Origin of the sequence: Azospirillum sp. A26 (assembly GCF_042604635.1) — a bacterium.
Lineage (GTDB): Bacteria > Pseudomonadota > Alphaproteobacteria > Azospirillales > Azospirillaceae > Azospirillum > Azospirillum palustre.
Genome location: NZ_CP170472.1, coordinates 2,862,000 through 2,882,789, shown reverse-complemented (window position 1 = coordinate 2,882,789; position 20,790 = coordinate 2,862,000). Strand labels below are relative to the sequence as shown.

The following is a 20,790-nucleotide window of genomic DNA, read 5'->3' as shown; positions in this document are numbered from 1 at the left end:
GACCGGACCGAGTCCTATCCTGCAAATCCCGCCATTGCCCGAACCTCGGCCGGGCTGCGGCCCTCGTCCCGCAGCGAACGCAGGGACTGGGCGCGGTCACGCTTGGCCAGCCGCTCGCCCGCCGCGTTCCGCAGCAGCCCGTGATGGTGGTAATCGGGGGGATCGTAGCCCAGCAGAGCCTGCAACAGCCGGTGCAGATGGGTGGCGAAGAACAGATCCTCACCGCGGGTGACCAGAGTCACACCCTGGAGATGATCGTCGACGGTGACGCTGAGGTGATAGCTGGTCGGCGTGTCCTTGCGCGCCAGCACCACGTCGCCCAGCAGCTCCGGCGTCGCCTGCTGCCAGCCCTGCGTCCGGTCGTGCCAGCGCAGCGGTCCGGTCAGCCGGCAGGCGGCCTCCACATCGAGTCGCAGCGCCCAGCCGGTCCCGGAGGCGTCGCCCCGCTCGATCCGTTCGGCACGCTCCTCGGCGGAGCGATGGCGGCAGGTGCCGGGATAAAGCGGCCCATCGGGGCCGTGGGGAGCCGCACCGGCCCGCGCGATCTCGGCGGCGATGTCCTTGCGGGTGCAGAAACAGGGATAGAGCACGCCCAGCGACTCGAGCCGAGCCAGTGCAGCGCGGAAATCGTCGAAATGGTCGGACTGGCGGCGGATCGGACCGTCCCAGTCGAGGCCGAGCCACGCCAAATCCTCGATCAGGTCGCGCTCGTACTGCGGACGGCAGCGGTTGGGGTCGATGTCCTCGATCCGCAACAGGAAGCGGCCGGCGGCGCTGCGGGCGGCGGTCCAGCCGAACAGCGCGGAATGGGCATGGCCCAGATGCAGATGCCCGGTGGGGCTGGGGGCGAAGCGGGTGACGAGATCGCTCATTCCCGCTTTATAACGGCTGGCGTGACCTGGATGTAAGCGCAGATCGGACAGGACAGCCGATCAAGCGGAAGGACGGTTCAGATATAGGGATTGTCGCGGATCGGCTCGACCGGGATCTCTTCGCCTTCCAGATAGAGTGCCAGACGGCGGCGCAGCTCGCGGTCGAACGCATCGATGCGGATCTGGCGCTCACGCTCCTCGCGTTCACGGCGCTTCTGGGCGAGGTCGATGATGACGGCGGTCATGGCGGACTTTCCTCGGGGTCGCTTCCGGCCGGTTCGGACCGGCGGGATCGGCTTGGATCAACGAGGTCCACCATCGCGCCGTCATGGTTAACGAGGGGTAAGCGCGCAAGGCAGGCGCGACTGTTTTTTACCGATGTCACAGCCATCGCGGGTGGTGCCGGCTGACCGCCTGCCCGCCGCATCCCCGCCCGCTCCCGGCTTGCCCACAGCGCGAAAAAGGTTACACAACGGTGAAGAAATTCGGACGCACCGGGTCAAGATATTGAGTCCCGGCCGCCGATCCACTATGTATCTGGTTGTCCCGGAGGACGATTCGGCCGCCGGGTACAGCAGACATGACCCCGCGCACGGTGCCGCAGCAGTGTCGCGTGCCGGGATCCAGACACGGTCTCAGACAACGGTTACAGACAAGGGAGTGGCCATTGGCTCCACCACCCGATCACTGTCCGGCTCTGGTGCTGAACGCGGATTTCCGCCCGCTCAGTTACTTCCCCTTGTCGCTATGGTCCTGGCAGGAAGCGGTCAAGGCGGTCTTTCTGGAACGGGTCAACATCGTATCGCACTATGACCGGGTCGTCAGATCCCCCAGCTTCGAAGTCCAGTTGCCCAGCGTCATCTCGCTGAAAGAGTTCATCCCGGCCTCGCGCCGCCCGGCCTTCACCCGCTTCAACGTCTTCCTGCGCGACCGCTTCACCTGCCAGTATTGCGGCCGCCCCTTCCCCACCCACGACCTGACCTTCGACCATGTGATTCCGCGGTCCCGCGGCGGTCGGACGACGTGGGAAAACGTCATCACATCCTGCTCGGCCTGCAATCTGGCGAAGGGCGACCGCCTTCCCCATGTCTGCGGCATGATCCCCCTCAGTCCGCCCTTCCAGCCCAGTGCCTACGAGCTGCAAGAGAACGGACGCGCTTTCCCGCCAAACTTCCTCCATGAAAGTTGGCGGGATTTTCTTTATTGGGACTCGGAACTGGACCCGATGTAAGGCAGGTGCCGCGGTATCAACGGATGGGGGCCACTGCCGGCCCCTGCATCCGCCGCCTCAAACCCACCCCATCACACCCGTTCCGCCACCCAGATCACCGCCCGCGTGCCGGCCTTGATCGCCGCCGACAGCAGCGGATAGCCCGCCGCGCGCTCCGCCTCGTTCTGCAAGCCGATGTTGCGGTGCTCGACCTCTTCCGCCTGGAATTTGCGGATGCTGTCGGACAGCTCCTGCTCTTCCCCGCCGAGATGAGGCAGCTGCGCCTCGTAATGCTCCTCGATCACCTCTTCGACCGCGACGGTGCAGGCCATCGCCGCCCGTTCGCCGAGGATCGCGGTGCCGGCGCCCAGCAGGAAACCGGTGACGTGCCACAGGGGTTGCAGCAGGGTCGGCCGCACCCGGCGCCGGTTCAGCTGCTTTTCGAAATATTCGAGATGGACCAGCTCCTGCTCGGCCATGTGGCGCAGGGTCTTGCCGTGGCGGCCCTTGCCCATGACGGCGATCTGGCCCTCATAGATGCGCTTGGCGCCATATTCGCCGGCATGATCGACGCGGACGATGCGGGCCAGCCGGTCGCGCCGCGGCAGGTCGCCGGGCAATGCGCCGGGCAGCGTGCCGTGACGGGGGGCACCGTGACGGGAACTGGCGGTGGGAGACGTCGTTTCACTCACAATGCGGTCCTCGACACCGGGGTGCGGGTGTAGGCGATGCGTGCCGCGGCGAAGGCGTAGGCCGCCAGCACCAGCGAGATCACAACGTTGTAGCCCGCCATGGAGATCCCGAACAGCGACCACGCCACTTCATCACAGCGGGTGACCGGGGCGGCCAGCACCTGGGCGCGCAGCGCCTCCAGCGAATTGGCCGCGGCCGAGCCGCCGCAGGACGAGGTGCCGGCCCACCAATGCTGTTCCACCCCGACATGATAGGCGGCGATGCCGGCACCGGCCAGCAGGGCCAGCCCGCTCGCCACCAGCAGCGCGTCGCCCAGCCCCTTCCAGCGGCGGAACAGCCAGGTCACCAGCCCCAGCACCATCACCGCCACATAGGGCCAGCGCTGCATGATGCACAGCACGCAGGGTTGGTAGTTCAGCACGAACTGGAAGAACAGGGCCGACAGCAGCACCCCGGCACTGGCCAGCGCCAGCAGCAGGGCGGCGATGCGGGGATCTTCGAAGGCACGGGAGAGGAAGGGCTTGGTCGTCATGGCCGACAAGGTAGCGCGTGCGAGGCCGTTCGGCCAGCCGTCCGCAACGCCCGCAGCACGCCTGCGACGGCATGACAGGGCGGCGGCATCGGCAGGGAATAAGCGGCACCGCGGCTGCGTCGCCGCGGGCTCGGTCGAAGGGCGAGACGGACCGGACCGGTACAGCGAACGGAGATGCCCGGACACCCGTTCTTTTGCACTTTCCGTTTCCGGACTGTTGCGCTAGAAGAAGCGTCGCTGCGGGCGTGGTGAAATTGGTAGACGCGCCGGACTCAAAATCCGGTTCCGCAAGGAGTGTCGGTTCGAGTCCGACCGCCCGCACCACCCGATCCCCTCTTATGGGATCAAGGTTCCGGTCAGCCGGACGTTTTTTCGGTGAACTGGTCGAACGCTTCGACCGCCTGGGCGGCATACATCACCGACGGCCCGGCGCCCATATAGACCGCCATTCCCATCGTCTCCATCACCTCGTCGCGGGTCGCCCCCTGCTTCATCGCCGCTTCGGCATGAAAGGCGACGCAGCCGTCGCAACGGATCGCCACCGCAATGGCGAGCGCGATCAGTTCCTTGGTCCTGGTGTCCAGCGCATTTGCCTTGAGCGCCGCCTGGGCCATCCCGGAAAAGGCCTTCATGACCTCCGGGGCGCCGCCGCGCAGTTCACGGATGGCGCCGGACAACTCGCCGGTCATCTGCGGCCAGTTCTTGTGCATGGGTCATCTCCTGGTATCGAAAGGACGCGCACCGGACTGCCGGGTCGCCGCCCGGCCGGAACCGCCTTGGCGGAAAGAAGGCTGCGGGCGACATCGCCCCATTGACTTAATATTAGAATACACTAATTTATTGGTCAAAGGCAATCCGATGCCGGCGCCCATCCCGCAATCCCTTTTCAAGGATCGACTCTGATGTTCCTCTGCTCCCTGATGCGACGCCTGCTTCCGACCGCGCAGCCCGACAAGCAGGGTGGCGCCGACCGGATCCAGCAGGTCGATCCGCAGACCGCCATTCGCTGGCAGGCCAAGGGCGAGGCGGTGATCGTCGATGTCCGCGAACCGCATGAGCACGCCGCCGGCCACATCCCCGGCGCCATCCTGAACCCACTGTCGCAGTTCGACCCGTCGCGCGTCCCGGTTGAGCCCGGCAAGCATCTGGTCTTCCATTGCCAGGGAGGCATGCGCTGCGGTCCCGCTGCCGAGCGCATGATCGCCGCCGGCTACACCGGCACCGTCAACCGTCTGCGCGGCGGCTTTTCCGCCTGGGCCAATGCCGGCGGCCCGGTGGAACGCTGACGGGTCCCCCTCAAAGCCGCTGGCCTGCGCGTCACGGTGGACGTATGTGTCTGTCGGTCACAGACAGATATGCAGGGACCGTCGAATGAAGCCCGCCCCCGTTCCTTCCACGGCCTCTTCCCCGATCGTCGTCGACGAAACCGGACCGCAGAGCTTCACCCTCACCGTAACGTTCGACGGCCAGCGGTTCGAGTGCGGCAGATACATCAGCCGCGCCGCGGCGATGCAAGCCGGCCGCCTGTTCCTTCAGCGCAAGGAGGGAGAAGCCGCAAACGGCCGGACAAAACGAAAGCCGGGCAGGAAGTGACGCCCGACATGCCGCCCGATGACGACCGCACCCGCCTCGCCGCCAATGTCGGCGCGGCCATCGCCGTCATGATCGTTCTTGCTCTGGGATACTGGCTGATGGGCGCCCTGATGCATCAGTCAAAGACCGAGGACTGTCTGCTGGCCCATCGGCGCAGCTGCGGCACGGTCGAGCTGCGATGAGACTTCCGGTCGCCGGCCCGAAGCCATCGCCGCATCGCCGCATCGCCGCCCGCCGGCGGCAAGACTGAAATTTAACAGCGCCGTCAAAATGGTGCGGGCGGTGGGACTCGAACCCACATACCTTACGGCGAGGGATTTTAAGTCCCTTGCGTCTACCGGTTTCGCCACGCCCGCGCCCCGGACTCTGCCATTGCAAGTCGGTGCTTGTGCACCGGTTCGACAACGGCAAAGCTCATGCCTACGGACCGGCTCCGCGCTGCCCGCGGAGATTGCATACCAGGATATGCAACGCACCGTTCCGTGGTCATGACTTAGACAATCGCGGGGCTGCGGGTCAAGGGGCCTTCGCAATACCGCAGGCATTCCCATATCGAAGGATGCGCAACTGGGGGCCGGCCCGGACCGGTTCGGGGACAGGAAGGAGATGGCGTGAGCGAGACGCAATGGATGTCGCTGGTGGCGCTGCTGATGGTCGCGGTTCTGGTGGTGCCGGCGGCCCTTCGCCGCAACCGCGGGGTGGTGCTGCGCAATGCGGCGCTGTGGCTGGCGCTGATCGTCGCCCTCGTCTGGATTTACGACCGCTTCGGACCGTTCGGCAACTGACCGCCCCCCTGCCCCAGCATTATGCCCCCAGCGTTATGGGCGGGTGTCCTCGTTCATCGTCATGATGCCGATTCCCATCGACACGCTGCCGAAGGTCAGCATCAGGCCGGCATAGAGCATTACCGTGGCGGTGATGCCGTATTCGCTGCTGCCGATCAGGGTCGCCAGCTTGGCGACGTCGAACCACAACAGCCCGGTCGCCAGCACCACGGCGCCGACGATGCCGGCGAAGAGGTGGCGGAGAAGAAACAGCAGCGCTGATTTCTCGAAGCTCTTCATGGCGGGGCTCCCGCGGCGGGCAAGACGGAGATGAGAGAAATTCAGAGTCTGCCTGATGCCTCAATAAGCATCAGACAGACTCTAACCTTTTGGTTTTCCGTGCAATTCACGCTTCAAGCGATTCCGCTTGAACCGATCACACTCTAATGTAGGACCGGATCGGTCCGCGGCAATCGATCCGCCGACATATCACTCGTCAGAGCGGCCGCCATACCCGCCACTATCCTTTCGTACCGACCGTGAGGGTCGGCGTGCCGCCAAGACCGCGGATGATCTCCACCAGTTCGTCGGCCGCACCCGTCACCTCTGCCTCGTCGGTGCCGCGCAGCACCAGGCTGACGCCGAAGAAGCCGTTGCGGAAGTAAGGATAGCTGCCGATCTCCAACGCCGGATGGCGGTCCTGCAGGGCCGACAGCTCGGCGGCGATCACGCCCTCGCCCAGTTCGCAGGCCACCGTGCGGGCATGCAGCGCCGGGCCTCCGGCCAGCCGCGGCAGGATGCCGTCCAGCATTGCCCGCATGATGTTGGGCACGCCGGCCATGACGAAGACATTGCCGATCTGGAAGCCCGGCGCCTGGCTGATCGGGTTGTCGATCAGGATGCCGCCGGCCGGGACATTGGCCATGCGCAGCCGCGCCTCGTTCAGCTGGCCGGCGGCGTAATGGCGCTCAAGCCGGGCCACGGCCTCCGGATTGCGCTCCAGCGCCACGCCGAAGGCCTTGGCGACGCAGGCGGCGGTGATGTCGTCATGGGTCGGACCGATGCCGCCGGTGGTGAAGACGTAGGTGTAGCGGGCGCGCAGGGCGTTGACCGCGGCGACGACCTCCTTCTCCACGTCCGGCACCACACGCGCCTCGCGCAGCCGCACACCGATCTCCGTCAGCTTTTCGGCGATATGCCCCAGGTTGGCGTCCTTGGTGCGGCCCGACAGGATTTCGTTGCCGATCACCAGCACGGCGGCGGTCGGGTTGGTTCCGGTGGGGTTTGCGGCGGCTTCGGACGTCATCTGGCGAGGATCTCCATCGGAACGCACTTGTCGGGCGGGAAGGCCAAGGGTAGCGTCGCCGCCAAGATGCGCTTTCCCACCCCCCTTCTTCAAGGCCGCCTGATCCGCCGCTACAAGCGGTTTCTCGCCGACGTCCTGCTGGACGGGGTGGAGGTGACGGCGCATGTCCCCAATTCCGGCAGCATGATCGGGCTGGACATCCCCGGCTCCGCCGTCTGGCTGTCGCGCTCCGACAATCCCAAGCGCAAGCTGGCCCACACGCTGGAGCTGGTGGAGGCCGCCGCCCCCTGGGGCGAGGGGCTGGTCGGCGTCAACACCGGCCATCCCAACGCCCTGGTCGCCGCCGCGATCTCGGCCGGCACCATCCCGGAGCTGGCCGGCTACGACCGGCTGCGGCGCGAGGTGAAATACGGCCGCAACAGCCGCATCGACGTGCTGCTGGAGGACGATCCGGCCAAGCCCGGCGCCCGTCCCCTCACCTATGTCGAGGTGAAGAACGTCCATCTGCGCCGCCCCGACGGCCCGCATGGCGACGCCGCCGAGTTTCCGGACTGCGTCACCGCCCGCGGCGCCAAGCATCTGGAGGAGATGACGGCGATGGTGGCGCAGAGCTGCCGCGCGGTCATGCTCTACCTTGTCCAGCGCGGCGATTGTTCCCATTTCCGCACGGCGGCCGATCTCGATCCGGCCTATCATGACGGACTGCGCCGCGCACTGGATTCGGGGGTGGAGGCGCTGTGTTGGTCTTGCGCGATCACGCCCGAATCGATTGAATTGGACCGGCCGCTGCCGATCCGGCTTTAGGGTCGCGGCAGCAGGCCTTCGGCATCCGGCTTTTGGTTACCTGGCATAGGGGCTTTCGTCTTGGAACAGGATCACGTCGAATCCAACCGCGTCCGCCTTCATGGTCCGGAGGGATTCGAAGGCATGCGCAAGGCCGGTCGTCTCGCCGCGCTGGCACTGGACTACATCGTCCCCTATGTGCAGCCGGGCGTCACCACGGGCGAGCTTGACCGCCTGCTGGAGCAGTTCATCCGCGACCATGGCGGCATCCCCGCCCCGCTGGGATATCGCGGCTTTCCGCGCGCCAACTGCATCTCGGTCAACCATGTCGTCTGCCACGGCATTCCCGGCGACAAGCGTCTGGTCGACGGCGACATCCTGAACATCGACGTCACGCCGATCGTCGACGGCTGGTACGGCGACAGCAGCCGCATGTATCTGTGCGGCGACGTCGGTGTGAAGGCGCGCAAGCTGGTGGACGTCACCTATGACGCGCTGATGATCGGCATCGCCGCGGTGAAGCCGGGCGCCACGCTGGGCGACATCGGCCATGCCATCCAGACCTTCGCGGAATCGCACCGCTTCTCGGTGGTGCGCGACTTCTGCGGCCACGGCGTCGGCCGCGTCTTCCACGAGCCGCCGTCGGTCCTGCATTACGGCAAGCCGGGCGAAGGTCTGGTCCTGCGGGAAGGCATGATCTTCACCATCGAGCCGATGATCAACACCGGCCGCCCCGACGTGAAGATCCTGGGCGACGGCTGGACCGCCGTGACCAAGGACAAGTCGCTGTCCGCCCAGTTCGAGCATTCCATCGGCGTGACGGCGGATGGGGCGGAGATCTTCACCCTGTCGCCGGCCGGCTACACGAAGCCGCCTTACCCGGTGGAGTAGGGTTGACGGGTTTGTCGGGGGTGAAAGGCGGGCGCCGTGTCGGGAGATGCGGCGCCCGAGTTGTTTGCGGCAACCGCCAAGCACTCGGTCGACCGGCGCCGCGACGGTCAATAGAGCAATACCTCCGAAACGACCAAGGGCCCGGCAATTTCTTGCCGAGCCCTTGAAGAAACTGGTGCCGCAACAGGGATTTGAACCCCGGACCTACTGATTACGAAAACGTTGACTTTGTTGGCTATCTTGAGATCTTCCCACTTCCACCCATCATCGTGCCCTAAGGAATTTCAATGAGTTAGGGAATAGGTGGGAAAGTCGGACCCCCTCTGACCTGACGGGCAAAATTGCATTCCGCACCCTCCTGGGGTTTGTCCGGAAACCCGTCCGACAAACAAATTTTCCGGGAAGCCATCCTCAGCGCAGGTTTCCTGACAGTTTGGCAACTGGCTATCAAACGGCGGTTTCCCGGACGAACACCATCATCTTGCTCAACTCACGCAAGAATTGACTTCATGTGCATTCCATTCGTACAGCTAACACTCCAATCGCTTGGGGGAGCGCTGTCCGATGTCCATCCTGACGGGTACCAGTGGAAACGATACGCTCATCGGTGGCTTGACCGATGACGAACTGTACGGTCTGGATGGCGACGACCGCCTCGATGGTGCCGGGGGCGCCGACAGCCTGTTCGGCGGGGCCGGCAACGATACTCTGACTGGTGGTGCAGCCGATGCGGTGGCGGGCGCCACCCTGGCCGGCGGCAGCGGCGACGACCTCTACCTGATCGCCAACCCTCTCGACCGGATCGTCGAGGCGGCGGGCGAAGGCACCGACGAGGTCCGCACCGGCTTGTTCGCCTACAGCTTGGCCGATGGGGTCGAGCACCTCACCTATACCGGCTCGGCTGCCTTCGCCGGTACCGGCAATGCGCTCGACAACCGCCTCACCGGCGGTGCGGGGGCCGACAGCTTGGTCGGGCTGGACGGCAACGACACGCTCGATGGCGGCTTGGGTGCCGACACCCTGGTTGGTGGGCTTGGCAACGACGTCTATCTCGTCGACGATGCCGGCGACGTCGTCACTGAACTGACCGGCGAAGGGACCGACGAGGTCCGCACCACGCTCACCGCCTATACGCTCGGCGCCAACATCGAGTCGCTGACCTTCACCGGCGCCGGTGCCTTCAGCGGCACCGGCAACGAGCTGGACAACCGCCTCCAAGGCGGAGCCGGCAACGACACCCTGGCCGGCGGGCTGGGCCTCGATACGCTGATGGGTGGGGCGGGCAACGACACCTACATCATCGACGATGCGGCCGATCTGGTGGTGGAGGCCGCCGGCGGGGGCACCGACGAGGTGCGGACCTCGCTGTCCGCCTTCACCCTGGCGGCCAATGTCGAGGTGCTGACCTACACCGGCTCCGGCAGCTTTGCCGGCACCGGCAGCGCCGGCAACGACACCCTGCGCGGCCGGGCGGGCGACGACACGCTGATGGGGGCCGCCGGCAACGACTGGCTCGACGGCGGCGCCGGTGCCGACAGCCTGATCGGCGGCAGCGGCAACGACACCTACATCGTCGACGATGCGGGCGACCAAGTGGTTGAACTGGCCGGCGAGGGCAGCGACACGGTGCGCAGCGCCGTCGACTACACGCTGGGCGGCAATGTCGAGGCGCTGGTGCTGACCGGTGGCGCCCTCACCGGCACCGGCAATGACCTCGACAACAGCCTGACCGGCACGGCGGCAGACAATGTCCTGACCGGTCTGGAGGGCAACGACACGCTGAATGGCGGGGCGGGAGCCGACACCCTGATCGGTGGCGCCGGCAACGACACCTATGTCGTCGACAACATCGGCGACGTGTTGGTCGAACTGCCAGGCGAGGGCATCGACACGGTGCAGAGCTCGATCAGCCATACCCTGCTGGCCGATTTCGAGAACCTCACCCTGACCGGCTCGGCTGCCCTCACCGGCACCGGCAACGCGGCCAACAATCTGCTTATCGGCAATGGCGCGGCCAACCTGCTGACCGGTCTGGAGGGTGACGACACGCTGAACGGCGGCGGCGGGCCCGACACGCTGGTCGGCGGCACCGGCAATGATTTCTATGTCGTCGACAATGCCGGCGATGTGGTGGTCGAGCAGGCGGGCGAGGGTACCGACACGGTGAACGCCTCGGTCAGTTGGACGCTGGGCGCCAACATCGAGAACCTCACCCTGACCGGCTCGGCGGCGATCAATGCCACCGGCAACGAACTGAACAATGTGCTGACCGGCAACAGCGGCGCCAACGTCCTGGACGGCGGGCTGGGCGCCGACAGCATGGCCGGCGGAGCCGGCAACGACATCTACATCGTCGACGATGCTGGCGACGTGGTGACGGAGCTGACCAGCCAGGGTACCGACGAGGTGCGGACCAGTTTGGCGGTCTACACGCTTGGCGCCAATGTCGAACTGTTGACCTACGCCGGCAGCGGCCCGTTCAGCGGCAGTGGCAACGATCTGGCCAACCGTCTGGCCGGGGCCGGCGGCGATGACAGCCTGTCGGGTGGCGCAGGCAACGACACGCTGATCGGCGGGGCCGGAGCCGACACCTTGGACGGCGGGACCGGCACCGACACCGCCAGCTACGCGACGGCCGCGGCCGGGGTGGTTGTCGATCTGGCGAGCGGCAGCGGCACGGCGGGCGATGCGGCGGACGACGTGCTGCTGTCGATCGAGAACCTGACCGGTTCGGGCTTCGCCGACACGCTGTCGGGCGACGGAGGGGCCAACCTGCTCGACGGCGGGGCCGGCAACGACAGCCTGACGGGCGGCGCCGGCAACGACACGCTGATCGGTGGAGCCGGGGCCGACACGCTGGATGGCGGGTCGGGCAGCGACACCGCGAGCTACGCCACCTCGGCCACCGCGGTGGCGGTGGACCTCGCGGCGGGCGGCGGCAGTCTCGGCGATGCGGCGGGCGACGTGCTGCTGTCGATCGAGCATCTGACCGGCGGGGCCGGCAACGACACGCTGCGCGGTGACGGTGGCGCCAACCGGCTGGACGGCGGTGCCGGCAACGATGTGCTGGAGGGGCGCGGCGGCAACGACACGCTGGTCGGCGGCTCGGGCAGCGACACCGCGGTCTATGCCGGCAGCGTGCGCGACTATGTGGCGACGAAGGTCGGTTCCGACTGGACGATCCAGGCGACGGCGTCTGGCGAGGGCAACGACACGCTGCAGGGGGTGGAGTGGGTGCAGTTCGCCGACGCGCTGCTACGGCTGGACGCCAACAACGCACCGCTGCTGCCGGGCAACCTGAATTCTGCCACCGACGAGGACGCGGCTGTGCTGTCGGTGGATTTGCTGCAAGGGGCCTTCGACTTCGAGGGCGGCCCGTTGTCGGTGACGGGGCTGAGCCAGACTGGCGGGCCGGTGGCGGCGGTGAGCGTGAGCAACGGCGTGCTGGGGCTCGACCCGGCGCAGTTCGGCTGGCTGGCGGCGGGGCAGAGCGCCAACCTGACCTTCGCCTATGGGGTGTCGGACGGCAGCGACGCCACGCCACGGACTCTGACGGTGACGGTCGCCGGCCGCAACGATGCGCCGGTGGTAAGCGGGCCGGTGACGGCGGTGACCGACGAAGATGCGGCGGCGCTGGTGGTGAACCTGTTGCAGGGGGCGAGCGATCCGGACCAGGGCGACGTTCTGTTGGTGACGGGCTTCAGCCAGACCGGCGGGCGGGCGGTGAGCGTGACGCGCAACGGCTCGGCGCTGACCATCGATCCGGGACAGTTCAACGATCTGGCGGCGGGGGAAAGCGCCACGCTGACCTTCGGCTATGGCGTGACTGACGGCATCGCGACCACGGCGCAGTCGTTGAGCGTTACCGTGCAGGGCAGGAATGATGCACCGGTGGCGGCCGACGATGCGCGCGGCTTGAACAGTCGCAAGCCATTGGTGATGACGGCTGCTTCCCTTCTGGCCAATGACCGCGATCCCGATGGAGATCCGCTCCACATCGTCTCGGTTCAGGAGGCGGTCGGCGGACATGTGTCGCTCGATGCAAGCAACAACGTCGTGTTCGTGCCTGCTCCAGATTTCAACGGGACGGCCAGCTTCGAATACACGGTTTCCGACCCCTATGGCGCCATGACAAATGGGATGGTCAGGGTGACGGTCGATGCACCTCCCTTGGCTTTGGGAACTACGGCATCGCTAGTCGCAGGAGTCCAGACGATTGTCGGGCAGGCAACCGGGCCGATTGATTTCGTGATCGACCAGGGCCGCCTCACGACGTTGACCGACGGCGGCTATGTGGCGGTGTGGTGGACGGCGGAAGGCAACAGCTCCGATGTGTATGCCCGACGCTACGGGGCCGATGGCGCGCCGGCAGGAGAGGCGTTCGGGGTCAACACCGTTACCACCAACAGTCAGGGGTCGGCGGTGGTGACCGCGCTGCCTGATGGGGGCTTCGTCGTGGCATGGCATTCGATGGATGGCCCCTGGCTGAATGCGACCAGCGGCATTATTCAGCAGCAGCGTTACGACAGCAGCGGCACGAAGGTGGGTACCGAAGAGACGGTCAACGGCAACACCGGCACTCTTCCACGCCGCTTCCCTTCAGTGACAACCTTGGCCGATGGCGGCTGGGTGGTGGCGTGGACCGCCAAAGGGCAGCCTGGCGATCCTGAATGGGGCAGTTACGCCCAGCGCTACGACGCCCAGGGCCAGAAGATGGGAGGAGAGGTCCACCTCAACAGCTATACGGCTGATTCGCAAAACAACCCGGTCGTCACTGCGTTGGCCGACGGCGGCTGGGTGGCATCCTGGGTGTCGGGCAACGGGCAGGACGGCAGCCTGAGTGGCGTCTACATGCAGCGCTTTGACGCCTCAAACCAACCGGTCGGCGGGGAGGTTCGCGTCACCACCACTACTGCGGACCATCAGAGCTACGCGACACTGACCGGCCTGCAAGACGGCGGCTGGGTGGTCGTCTGGGCCTCGCGCTTTCAGGACGGCAGCGGCTACGGAGCATACGCCCGTGTCTTCAACGCCAACGGTACGGCGCGCACCGGCGAGGTGATGCTGAACCAGTTGACCCCAGGCGACCAGTATCAGCTTTCCGTGCGCGGACTGGCCGACGGCAGCTTCATGACCGCTTGGGTTTCGGCCGATGCGACGAGCTATCTGGTGGAAGGACGGCGCTTCTCCGCCCAGGGACAGGCTCTGGGCGGTGAATTCACCTTGAGCGACGGACGAATTCCGACTGCCCTCACGGTGAATGGGCAAGGAAGCTATCCGTATCAGGCACCGGCGCTCACGGCCCGCCCTGATGGCGGCTTCACCGTGTCCTGGCGCCAGCCTTCCGGCAGTGGAACTGCAATCGTTACACGTAGTTTTATGGCGAGCGATGTGCCGCCGATCGTATCGGCCAATAGTGGCGCCACTGGCCAGGGAACCATACTGAGCGGCGAAGCGCTGGTGTGTTCTTCGCATGTTCAAGGCGAACGCTGGGGGGCGGGGGGCCTGCAACAACTCACTCATTACCAATTCGTCGATCAGACCGGTGGGGAGGGGAGCGGCTATTTCACCGTGAATGGCGTGCGTCAGGAGACCGGTACCGACATCCTGGTCTCGGCCGATGAACTCGGCACGGTTCAATGGCACGGCGGTACAGGCATCGGCAGCGATGACTTTCGGGTCCGCGGTTCCGACGGCGTGCGCTGGAGTGACTGGGCCAGCGGGACTATGACAACACTGCCTCGAAGCAGTTCGCTGATTACAGGCCCAAGCCGGCAAATCGGGCAGGCAACCGGGCCGATTGATTTCGTGATCGACCAGGGCCGCCTCACGACGTTGACCGACGGCGGCTATGTGGCGGTGTGGTGGACGGCGGAAGGCAACAGCTCCGATGTGTATGCCCGACGCTACAGGGCCGATGGCGCGCCGGCAGGAGAGGCGTTCCGGGTCAACACCGTTACCACCAACAGTCAGGGGTCGGCGGTGGTGACCGCGCTGCCTGATGGGGGCTTCGTCGTGGCATGGCATTCGATGGATGGGCCCTGGCTGAATGCGACCAGCGGCATTATTCAGCAGCAGCGTTACGACAGCAGCGGCACGAAGGTGGGTACCGAAGAGACGGTCAACGGCAACACCGGCACTCTTCCACGCCGCTTCCCTTCAGTGACAACCTTGGCCGATGGCGGCTGGGTGGTGGCGTGGACCGCCAAAGGGCAGCCTGGCGATCCTGAATGGGGCAGTTACGCCCAGCGCTACGACGCCCAGGGCCAGAAGATGGGAGGAGAGGTCCACCTCAACAGCTATACGGCTGATTCGCAAAACAACCCGGTCGTCACTGCGTTGGCCGACGGCGGCTGGGTGGCATCCTGGGTGTCGGGCAACGGGCAGGACGGCAGCCTGAGTGGCGTCTACATGCAGCGCTTTGACGCCTCAAACCAACCGGTCGGCGGGGAGGTTCGCGTCACCACCACTACTGCGGACCATCAGAGCTACGCGACACTGACCGGCCTGCAAGACGGCGGCTGGGTGGTCGTCTGGGCCTCGCGCTTTCAGGACGGCAGCGGCTACGGAGCATACGCCCGTGTCTTCAACGCCAACGGTACGGCGCGCACCGGCGAGGTGATGCTGAACCAGTTGACCCCAGGCGACCAGTATCAGCTTTCCGTGCGCGGACTGGCCGACGGCAGCTTCATGACCGCTTGGGTTTCGGCCGATGCGACGAGCTATCTGGTGGAAGGACGGCGCTTCTCCGCCCAGGGACAGGCTCTGGGCGGTGAATTCACCTTGAGCGACGGACGAATTCCGACTGCCCTCACGGTGAATGGGCAAGGAAGCTATCCGTATCAGGCACCGGCGCTCACGGCCCGCCCTGATGGCGGCTTCACCGCGTCCTGGCGCCAGCCTTCCGGCAACGGAACCGCCATCGTCACCCGGACCTTCACGGCCTCACCTACCACTCTGGGCTCCTACATTGGCACCACCGGCAGCGATGTCCTGTTCGGTTCCACTGGGAGTGACATGCTGACTGGAGGAACCGGAGCAGACAGGTTCTTGTTCACCGGTGCAAACCATGGCATCGACACAATAACGGACTTCCAATCCGGGGTAGATCGGATCGAGTTGGTGGGAGTTGGTTTCGGCAACTTACCGGTCGGCCCGCTCGACGCCAGCCACTTTGCTCTCAACGCACCGGCGGATATGGACGACCGTATTGTATTCAGTACCACGACAGGCCAGCTTTCCTACGATCCTGACGGCAATGGATCTTTGGCGGCGACGCCCATTGCTTTGCTGAACGTTCATTCTCTTTCGTCAGACGACATCTGGGTAGTGGCGCAATTCTGAGGCTGGCGCTTCCGCTTCCCTTTACGTTCGTGCTGGTTGTCCGTCAAAGGGTGGTTTGTCGGAAAGCTTGATTGCAGGATGCAAGGTCCATGTCAGCGCGCCGGCGTCCATCCGCACAGCTGGACGCCGGTCAGATTGTGCGCCAGCAGCTGCTCGGCCGTGCCGTCGGTGAGCACGTCGGCCCGGCTGGTGTAGATCGGGCGGAAGGCGGTACAACCGCCCTCAGTCCCGGCTCCACTGGTCGCGCAGCCGCTCAGCAGCGCCAGCAGGATGCCGGCGCAGATCGTCCTCAATGCCATGGCGCACCTCTGCGTTCCGGAGTGCCTGTGTGGTCGACTCGAGGGCGGCATCCTGCCGCCCTGCCCGGCGCTGAAGCGCGCCGAAGGTGGCGATCCCCGCCAGCATCACACTGACGAGGATCAGGGCGGTAGCCGCTCGGCCCCAGCCCGTGGCGAGGAAGGCCAGCATCAGGCCGCCTTGCGCTGGTCATCCCAGCGCCGGTAGAGCATCACTGCCACGGCCAGCCCCAGCAGGGCGGCCACCGCCCAGCCCATCGCCCCGGACGGCAGGGTCTCCAGCAGCTCCTTGATGGCGGTCGAGACGTCACGCGCCTGGTCCAGCAGGACAGCAACGCCGGCGAGGCCGAGCGCACCGCCTCCGCTGACGGCGCTGACCGACTTGGCCATCGGCTTCATCGCCGGCGCCAGCTCGGCAACCCGGCTGACGGGGTGGGCCTCGTCCGACAGAAACAGTGCCGCCTCGGCCGCCCGACGCTTGACCAGGCCGGGCATGACCTTGCCGGCGCCGCGCGTCCATTTGGCGAACTCAGCCGCGGCGCCGGCGGCGTCACCAACGTTCAACTTGCGCAATATCGTGCTGGGCTGGCCGGTCTTCAGCACGACGAACCCATCCTTACCGGCGTCCTTGCCCTTGGCTTTCCGGCCGACACCGACGTTCATGACGAACGCGGTCAGCGCCCCGCGCCGGTTGTCGCTCAGCTCGACGGTGACGGCGCGGTCGACCACCGCAGCGGCGGCAGCCAGATCGTCCTGCAACAGCTGCTCGGCCTGCGCCTCAGTGATGCGCAGGCCCGGCCGCACATCCGGGCCGGTGTGGCCGTAGCCGATCGTCCAGGGTGCCCCGCCGGTGGCGGGATCCGGGTAGGCGGTGAGGCGGAGGCCTTCTGCCTCCTTCACCAGCTCGACGGCGGCTTGCGGAATGGCACGCATGGGATCCTCCGGGCATGAAAAAGGCCGCTCGCGGCGGCCGGGTCGGTCAGGGGTTGGAGTGTTGTCGCGGCGTCAGTCGGGCCAGCCGGCGGCGATGTCCACCGCCAGCACGGCGGCGGCATCCGTGGCGGCATCGATGGCGTCGTGCAGCTCACCCTCCCGGTCGAAACAGGCCTGAACGTGATCGGCAACGGCATCGGCGATGCCGATGATCTGCACCCCCGTCAGGTCCACCCACTCACCGCCGGCTGCCTTCCACCGAAACGTCATGTCCGGGTTCTCACGGGCCTTGGCACGCTTGCCCAGGATCAGCGTCTTGGACCGGTCGTCGGTCGCGACGGTCACACCGCGGATGACGATGCCGCCGGTTTCCTTCTGCCACCGAAGGGCGGTCGCTGCGCCCTTGCGCGCCGCTTTCACTTCGTCCAGCGGGATCGGCTCGATAGTCCATTTTCGGGTGATGCGGCCGGTGCCTTCGTCAGTCGTCTCGATGAAGGCACCGGTCATCCGGTGGGTCTTTGCGTCGAAGGTCTCGACGTTGTCGATCTCGTCCATGGGTCGCCTCAGTTGAAAGCTGCGAAGCCGGTGGGGGCTGCCGCCGTCTGCTGACCGGCGGCAAACGCGAAGGTCAGGCCGGCGCCGCTGCTATTCACAGAATAAGAGGGGAATACCGCCGTGCCGGCCGGAATGGTGTAGGCGGGGCTTGTCCCCGCCACAGGGTCGCCACCGCCTCCCCACACAGCGACGCCGGAAACCACCTTGCCCATCCACAGCCCGCGGGAGGATGGATTGTAAGCGAAGCACAGCCTATCCCCGGCCGACCATGCGGAACTGAAGGCGGAGGCGGAGCCGTTGTTTCCCTTGTTGCCGTTGGCGAGATAGCCCCAACCATAGGCGCTGTTCGTCAGATAATCGGTGACAGGGGCCAAAACGCCAGCCACGCCAGCATTGCTTGTCCCAACTGTGTTGACCACCACTTCCCAGTACACCGGGATCGATATGTAATTGGCAGCGCGGCCTGAAGCCACCACCCCGTCCGCCGTCGTGACGGTGCGATTGCTGTTGGAAAGCGTGGCATTGCCGGACTTGTCGGACGTGCTAAGCGCTTGGGTGGTGTAGGCTCCAAGCGCGCTTCCGTTGGCCCGCTGGTAAGACAGCATTTTCCAGTTGCCGGACCCCAGGCTTTCCATCCGGCAAGTGTCGCCGGCTGCCGCGCTGATGTCACCTCCGCCGGTCAGGATGGCGCTGGTAGCGTTGTAAGTCAGCGTGACGGAGGTGGCGAAGGTGATGTCTCGGTGCGCGCCAGCAGCCACGGTGCCCCAGGCCGTGATCGGACCGGTGCCGGCGGTGACCTTGATTGCCTTGGCGGTCGTGCCGCCGATATCGACGGTGGCCGCCGACGCAATAGAGGTCGCCGTATCCTCGCCGCTACCGATAGCCGTGCCATTGATCAGCACCTGACCTGTCGCAGAGGTCAGGTTCAGTGCGCCGGCACTGGTGCCGATCGAAGGGGAACCGCCGTTGCTCCCGCTCAAGGTGAGATAGCGGGTCGCCCCAGCCACCGGATTGACTGCGGCCTGCAAAGAGTGGTCGCCGCCGCGAAACAGAACAGGGCCGGTGCCCTTGGTCTTGAGATTGATGCCGATGTTGGCATCCGCTCCGATGGGGATCAGATACGGATGGTCGCCGGCCACGGCTGCTGAGACGGTCAGGCAGTTGGCGGCGCTTGCCATCGGGACGGCCCGCAGGCTCTCGGTGCCCCCGGCGACCAGCGAGACGGTGTTCGCACCACCGAGCTGTGCCAGACCGGTGTCGGTATCGCCTGTCACAGCCCAGCCGGGCGCCGCGACCGTGCCTGCGCCGAAGGTGGTGGGGGCGTCGCCGGCCCGGCTGAAGCCGACCGCCACAGGGTCTCCGGCTGCGAAGCCCCCCGGCCCGGTGCCGCCGGTCAGCGTGATCTTGCGATAGCCGGTCCCGTCCACCACAGTGCCGGTGACCTGATACTCCAGCCATTTGGTTGTGTCGGTCCGGTGGCCGATCCGCAGCGTGCCCTTGACCGCGTTGGTGCTGGCTGTCCACCGGTCCAGCACCGCGGCGATGCTCGCACCGGAAGCATCCAGGTTGTCGACAAAGAGGGCTGTCGCAGCGGCTACCGTGGCGCTGTTCAGCCTCACCTTGCCGTTGCCGGGATCGGCGTCGGCCGTCGCCGTGTCCCAGGTCAGCCTGACCGACGGGATCGACCCGCCGGCTGCCGCCGCATACTGGCCGGCAAGGGTGGCGCTGGTAGCGGCAGCCGTGGCGCTGCCGGCCGCCGCACCGGCGCTGGTGGCGGCAGCGGTCGCGTTGCCACTGGCTGCGGTCGCGCTCCCGGCCGCCGAGCCCGCGCTGCCGGCGGCGGCGAGTTCGGAGGTATGGGCGGCATCGGCACTGCCCGCCGCTGCGGTGGCAGTTCCAGCTGCCGCCGTCGTCTTTGCCGAGAGGTCGGTGTAGACGTCGCCCATACCCTGGGCGACCGTGCCGATGTCCTGGATGCAGGGATCCCAGTTGTCGGCCATGCCACCGACACCGGTGAGGCCGCCCGGGTTCTGCGCCGTCTTTTCGTCGCCGTTGTAGTAGCTCAGCAGCCGCTGGGCTGCCGCCAGCATGGTGGCCAGCGTCGTCATGTCGTCACCTCACCAAGATTGATCGTGGCGGCGCTGTGCAGGTCGTTCAGATACTTCTGGCTGAAGTCCTCGATGACCTGGAAAAGCCCGCCATAGCGGTAGCAGTCGAAGGCGCTGTCGGTGTCCGGCAGCCACACCGCCGGCCGGTCGGCGTCGAGGAAGTTGACCAAGTCGAACAGGCGGTCGCGGTCGCCGGCCTCGTTGACGGTGCGGTCGAGCGTGGCGGTCCGCCGGCCGCGGCCGGGCTCCACCGCCACCCCGCCGCCGGCCAGCTCGGTCACCTTGCCGCCGCGGCGGTAGCCTTCCGCCGACGCACCGACATGGCGGTCGAATGCCAGGCTGTCGCCGGCCCAGCCGAAGCCGATGCGATAGGCCTGCTCGGTCGTGCTGTAGCGGCTGCCGGTCACCCGGTAGGCCGGGCCGTAAACCGTCCAGCGCAGCACCTGCGCGCTGCACAGCGGCATCGTCACATGGATGTTCGTCGGGTAGCGCAGGAACTCCCGCGCGCCCAGCTGGCCCAGCACGGTGTTCTCACCGCCGAAGCGCAGGGTCTTCGGATCGTAGAGACCGGGCAGCACCAGGCGGTCGATGCCGCTGGCATGCTGGGTGGTGAAGGCGAGCGAGGTCCGCGCGCTGGTCTTGAAGGCCTCCAGCCGGATGCGGCCGGTCTTCCACAGGTTGGTGCGGTAGAGCCCGGCATAGGTCAGGTCGATGGGCCGGTCCCACTCCCATTCCAGCACCACCGGCTCGTCCCGGCTGCCGATCCGGGTGGACACCGCGGCGTCCACCAGCGGCAGCGTCTTCAGCGCATCGAGCGGCGCCGTTGCTGCCCAGTCGGCCGCGGCACCGGTGATGGCGCAGTCCTGTTCCGACAGCTCATTGATATGAGCCAGAAGTCCGGTGGCCATGG

General features: G+C 66.5%; 20 protein-coding genes and 2 tRNA genes. 9 read left to right on the top strand and 13 right to left on the bottom strand.

Features of this window, described 5'->3' with window-relative positions; all coding sequences use genetic code 11:
* Positions 1 to 14: 14 nt before the first annotated feature.
* Both gluQRS and ABNQ39_RS14435 read right to left on the bottom strand, forming a co-directional pair.
* The gene (gluQRS, locus tag ABNQ39_RS14440; protein WP_376958211.1) at positions 15 to 872 is read right to left on the bottom strand and encodes a tRNA glutamyl-Q(34) synthetase GluQRS; all 858 of its coding nucleotides are present in this window, start codon (positions 870 to 872) and stop codon (positions 15 to 17) included.
* A 77-nt stretch (positions 873 to 949) separates the two neighbouring features.
* Positions 950 to 1,117, bottom strand: coding sequence for a hypothetical protein (locus ABNQ39_RS14435; RefSeq protein WP_014248815.1), 168 nt, complete (start codon positions 1,115 to 1,117; stop codon positions 950 to 952).
* 422 nt (positions 1,118 to 1,539) lie between these two features.
* On the opposite strand from ABNQ39_RS14435, the gene ABNQ39_RS14430 reads away from it, so the two are divergent.
* Positions 1,540 to 2,103 carry an HNH endonuclease gene (locus ABNQ39_RS14430; RefSeq protein ID WP_376958210.1) on the top strand — a complete coding sequence of 188 codons (564 nt, stop codon included), beginning with the start codon at positions 1,540 to 1,542 and terminating at the stop codon, positions 2,101 to 2,103.
* A gap of 71 nt (positions 2,104 to 2,174) precedes the next feature.
* Here ABNQ39_RS14430 and ABNQ39_RS14425 read toward each other — a convergent pair whose 3' ends face one another.
* Both ABNQ39_RS14425 and ABNQ39_RS14420 read right to left on the bottom strand, forming a co-directional pair.
* Positions 2,175 to 2,774, bottom strand: coding sequence for a demethoxyubiquinone hydroxylase family protein (locus ABNQ39_RS14425; protein ID WP_376958209.1), 600 nt, complete (start codon positions 2,772 to 2,774; stop codon positions 2,175 to 2,177).
* The gene (locus tag ABNQ39_RS14420) at positions 2,771 to 3,307 is read right to left on the bottom strand and encodes a disulfide bond formation protein B (RefSeq protein ID WP_376958208.1); all 537 of its coding nucleotides are present in this window, start codon (positions 3,305 to 3,307) and stop codon (positions 2,771 to 2,773) included. Before ABNQ39_RS14420 ends, ABNQ39_RS14425 begins: the two co-directional genes overlap by 4 nt.
* A 239-nt stretch (positions 3,308 to 3,546) precedes the next feature.
* On the opposite strand from ABNQ39_RS14420, the gene ABNQ39_RS14415 reads away from it, so the two are divergent.
* Positions 3,547 to 3,631, top strand: a tRNA-Leu gene (locus ABNQ39_RS14415).
* A 32-nt stretch (positions 3,632 to 3,663) separates the two neighbouring features.
* Here ABNQ39_RS14415 and ABNQ39_RS14410 read toward each other — a convergent pair.
* The gene (locus ABNQ39_RS14410; RefSeq protein WP_376958207.1) at positions 3,664 to 4,017 is read right to left on the bottom strand and encodes a carboxymuconolactone decarboxylase family protein; all 354 of its coding nucleotides are present in this window, start codon (positions 4,015 to 4,017) and stop codon (positions 3,664 to 3,666) included.
* Between the two features lie 192 nt (positions 4,018 to 4,209).
* Between ABNQ39_RS14410 and ABNQ39_RS14405 the strand changes: the two genes are divergently transcribed.
* The 3 genes from ABNQ39_RS14405 (at position 4,210) to ABNQ39_RS14395 (ending at position 5,082) form a co-directional block, all read left to right on the top strand.
* On the top strand, positions 4,210 to 4,593 hold the full coding sequence (locus tag ABNQ39_RS14405) for a rhodanese-like domain-containing protein (protein WP_376958206.1): 384 nt from the start codon (positions 4,210 to 4,212) through the stop codon (positions 4,591 to 4,593).
* Between the two features lie 85 nt (positions 4,594 to 4,678).
* Positions 4,679 to 4,900: a hypothetical protein gene (locus ABNQ39_RS14400; protein WP_376958205.1), complete on the top strand. Its 222-nt coding sequence runs from the start codon at positions 4,679 to 4,681 to the stop codon at positions 4,898 to 4,900.
* Between the two features lie 8 nt (positions 4,901 to 4,908).
* Positions 4,909 to 5,082: a hypothetical protein gene (locus ABNQ39_RS14395; protein WP_376958204.1), complete on the top strand. Its 174-nt coding sequence runs from the start codon at positions 4,909 to 4,911 to the stop codon at positions 5,080 to 5,082.
* Between the two features lie 89 nt (positions 5,083 to 5,171).
* On the opposite strand, the gene ABNQ39_RS14390 is transcribed toward ABNQ39_RS14395, so the two are convergent.
* A tRNA-Leu gene (locus tag ABNQ39_RS14390) sits at positions 5,172 to 5,256 on the bottom strand.
* 255 nt (positions 5,257 to 5,511) lie between these two features.
* Between ABNQ39_RS14390 and ABNQ39_RS14385 the strand changes: the two genes are divergently transcribed.
* A complete protein-coding gene (locus ABNQ39_RS14385; RefSeq protein ID WP_167421852.1) occupies positions 5,512 to 5,685 on the top strand; it encodes a hypothetical protein in 174 nt (57 codons plus the stop codon).
* Positions 5,686 to 5,718: 33 nt separating this feature from the next.
* Here ABNQ39_RS14385 and ABNQ39_RS14380 read toward each other — a convergent pair whose 3' ends face one another.
* Entirely contained in the window at positions 5,719 to 5,964 is a 246-nt protein-coding gene (locus tag ABNQ39_RS14380) for a hypothetical protein (protein ID WP_222527524.1), read from the bottom strand.
* Between the two features lie 220 nt (positions 5,965 to 6,184).
* Positions 6,185 to 6,970, bottom strand: coding sequence for a competence/damage-inducible protein A (locus ABNQ39_RS14375; RefSeq protein WP_376958203.1), 786 nt, complete (start codon positions 6,968 to 6,970; stop codon positions 6,185 to 6,187).
* 66 nt (positions 6,971 to 7,036) lie between these two features.
* Between ABNQ39_RS14375 and sfsA the strand changes: the two genes are divergently transcribed.
* The 3 genes from sfsA (at position 7,037) to ABNQ39_RS14360 (ending at position 15,988) form a co-directional block, all read left to right on the top strand.
* Positions 7,037 to 7,774 (top strand): DNA/RNA nuclease SfsA, encoded by a 738-nt coding sequence (gene sfsA / locus ABNQ39_RS14370; RefSeq protein ID WP_376959793.1) that lies wholly within the window; start codon positions 7,037 to 7,039, stop codon positions 7,772 to 7,774.
* Positions 7,775 to 7,834: 60 nt separating this feature from the next.
* The gene (gene map, locus ABNQ39_RS14365) at positions 7,835 to 8,644 is read left to right on the top strand and encodes a type I methionyl aminopeptidase (RefSeq protein ID WP_098740647.1); all 810 of its coding nucleotides are present in this window, start codon (positions 7,835 to 7,837) and stop codon (positions 8,642 to 8,644) included.
* Positions 8,645 to 9,208: 564 nt separating this feature from the next.
* Complete coding sequence (locus tag ABNQ39_RS14360) at positions 9,209 to 15,988, top strand: cadherin-like domain-containing protein (RefSeq protein ID WP_376958202.1); 6,780 nt, start codon at positions 9,209 to 9,211, stop codon at positions 15,986 to 15,988.
* 92 nt (positions 15,989 to 16,080) lie between these two features.
* On the opposite strand, the gene ABNQ39_RS14355 is transcribed toward ABNQ39_RS14360, so the two are convergent.
* The 5 genes from ABNQ39_RS14355 to ABNQ39_RS14335 all read right to left on the bottom strand — a co-directional run bounded on the left by ABNQ39_RS14355 (position 16,081) and on the right by ABNQ39_RS14335 (position 20,788).
* On the bottom strand, positions 16,081 to 16,287 hold the full coding sequence (locus tag ABNQ39_RS14355; RefSeq protein ID WP_376958201.1) for a hypothetical protein: 207 nt from the start codon (positions 16,285 to 16,287) through the stop codon (positions 16,081 to 16,083).
* Positions 16,288 to 16,455: 168 nt separating this feature from the next.
* The gene (locus ABNQ39_RS14350) at positions 16,456 to 17,217 is read right to left on the bottom strand and encodes a lysozyme (RefSeq protein ID WP_376958200.1); all 762 of its coding nucleotides are present in this window, start codon (positions 17,215 to 17,217) and stop codon (positions 16,456 to 16,458) included.
* A gap of 72 nt (positions 17,218 to 17,289) precedes the next feature.
* Positions 17,290 to 17,772, bottom strand: coding sequence for a DUF4376 domain-containing protein (locus ABNQ39_RS14345; RefSeq protein WP_376958199.1), 483 nt, complete (start codon positions 17,770 to 17,772; stop codon positions 17,290 to 17,292).
* 8 nt (positions 17,773 to 17,780) lie between these two features.
* A complete protein-coding gene (locus ABNQ39_RS14340) occupies positions 17,781 to 19,880 on the bottom strand; it encodes a hypothetical protein (protein WP_376958198.1) in 2,100 nt (699 codons plus the stop codon).
* On the bottom strand, positions 19,877 to 20,788 hold the full coding sequence (locus ABNQ39_RS14335) for a hypothetical protein (RefSeq protein ID WP_376958197.1): 912 nt from the start codon (positions 20,786 to 20,788) through the stop codon (positions 19,877 to 19,879). The genes ABNQ39_RS14340 and ABNQ39_RS14335 overlap by 4 nt, the downstream gene beginning before the upstream one ends.
* Positions 20,789 to 20,790 lie beyond the last annotated feature (2 nt).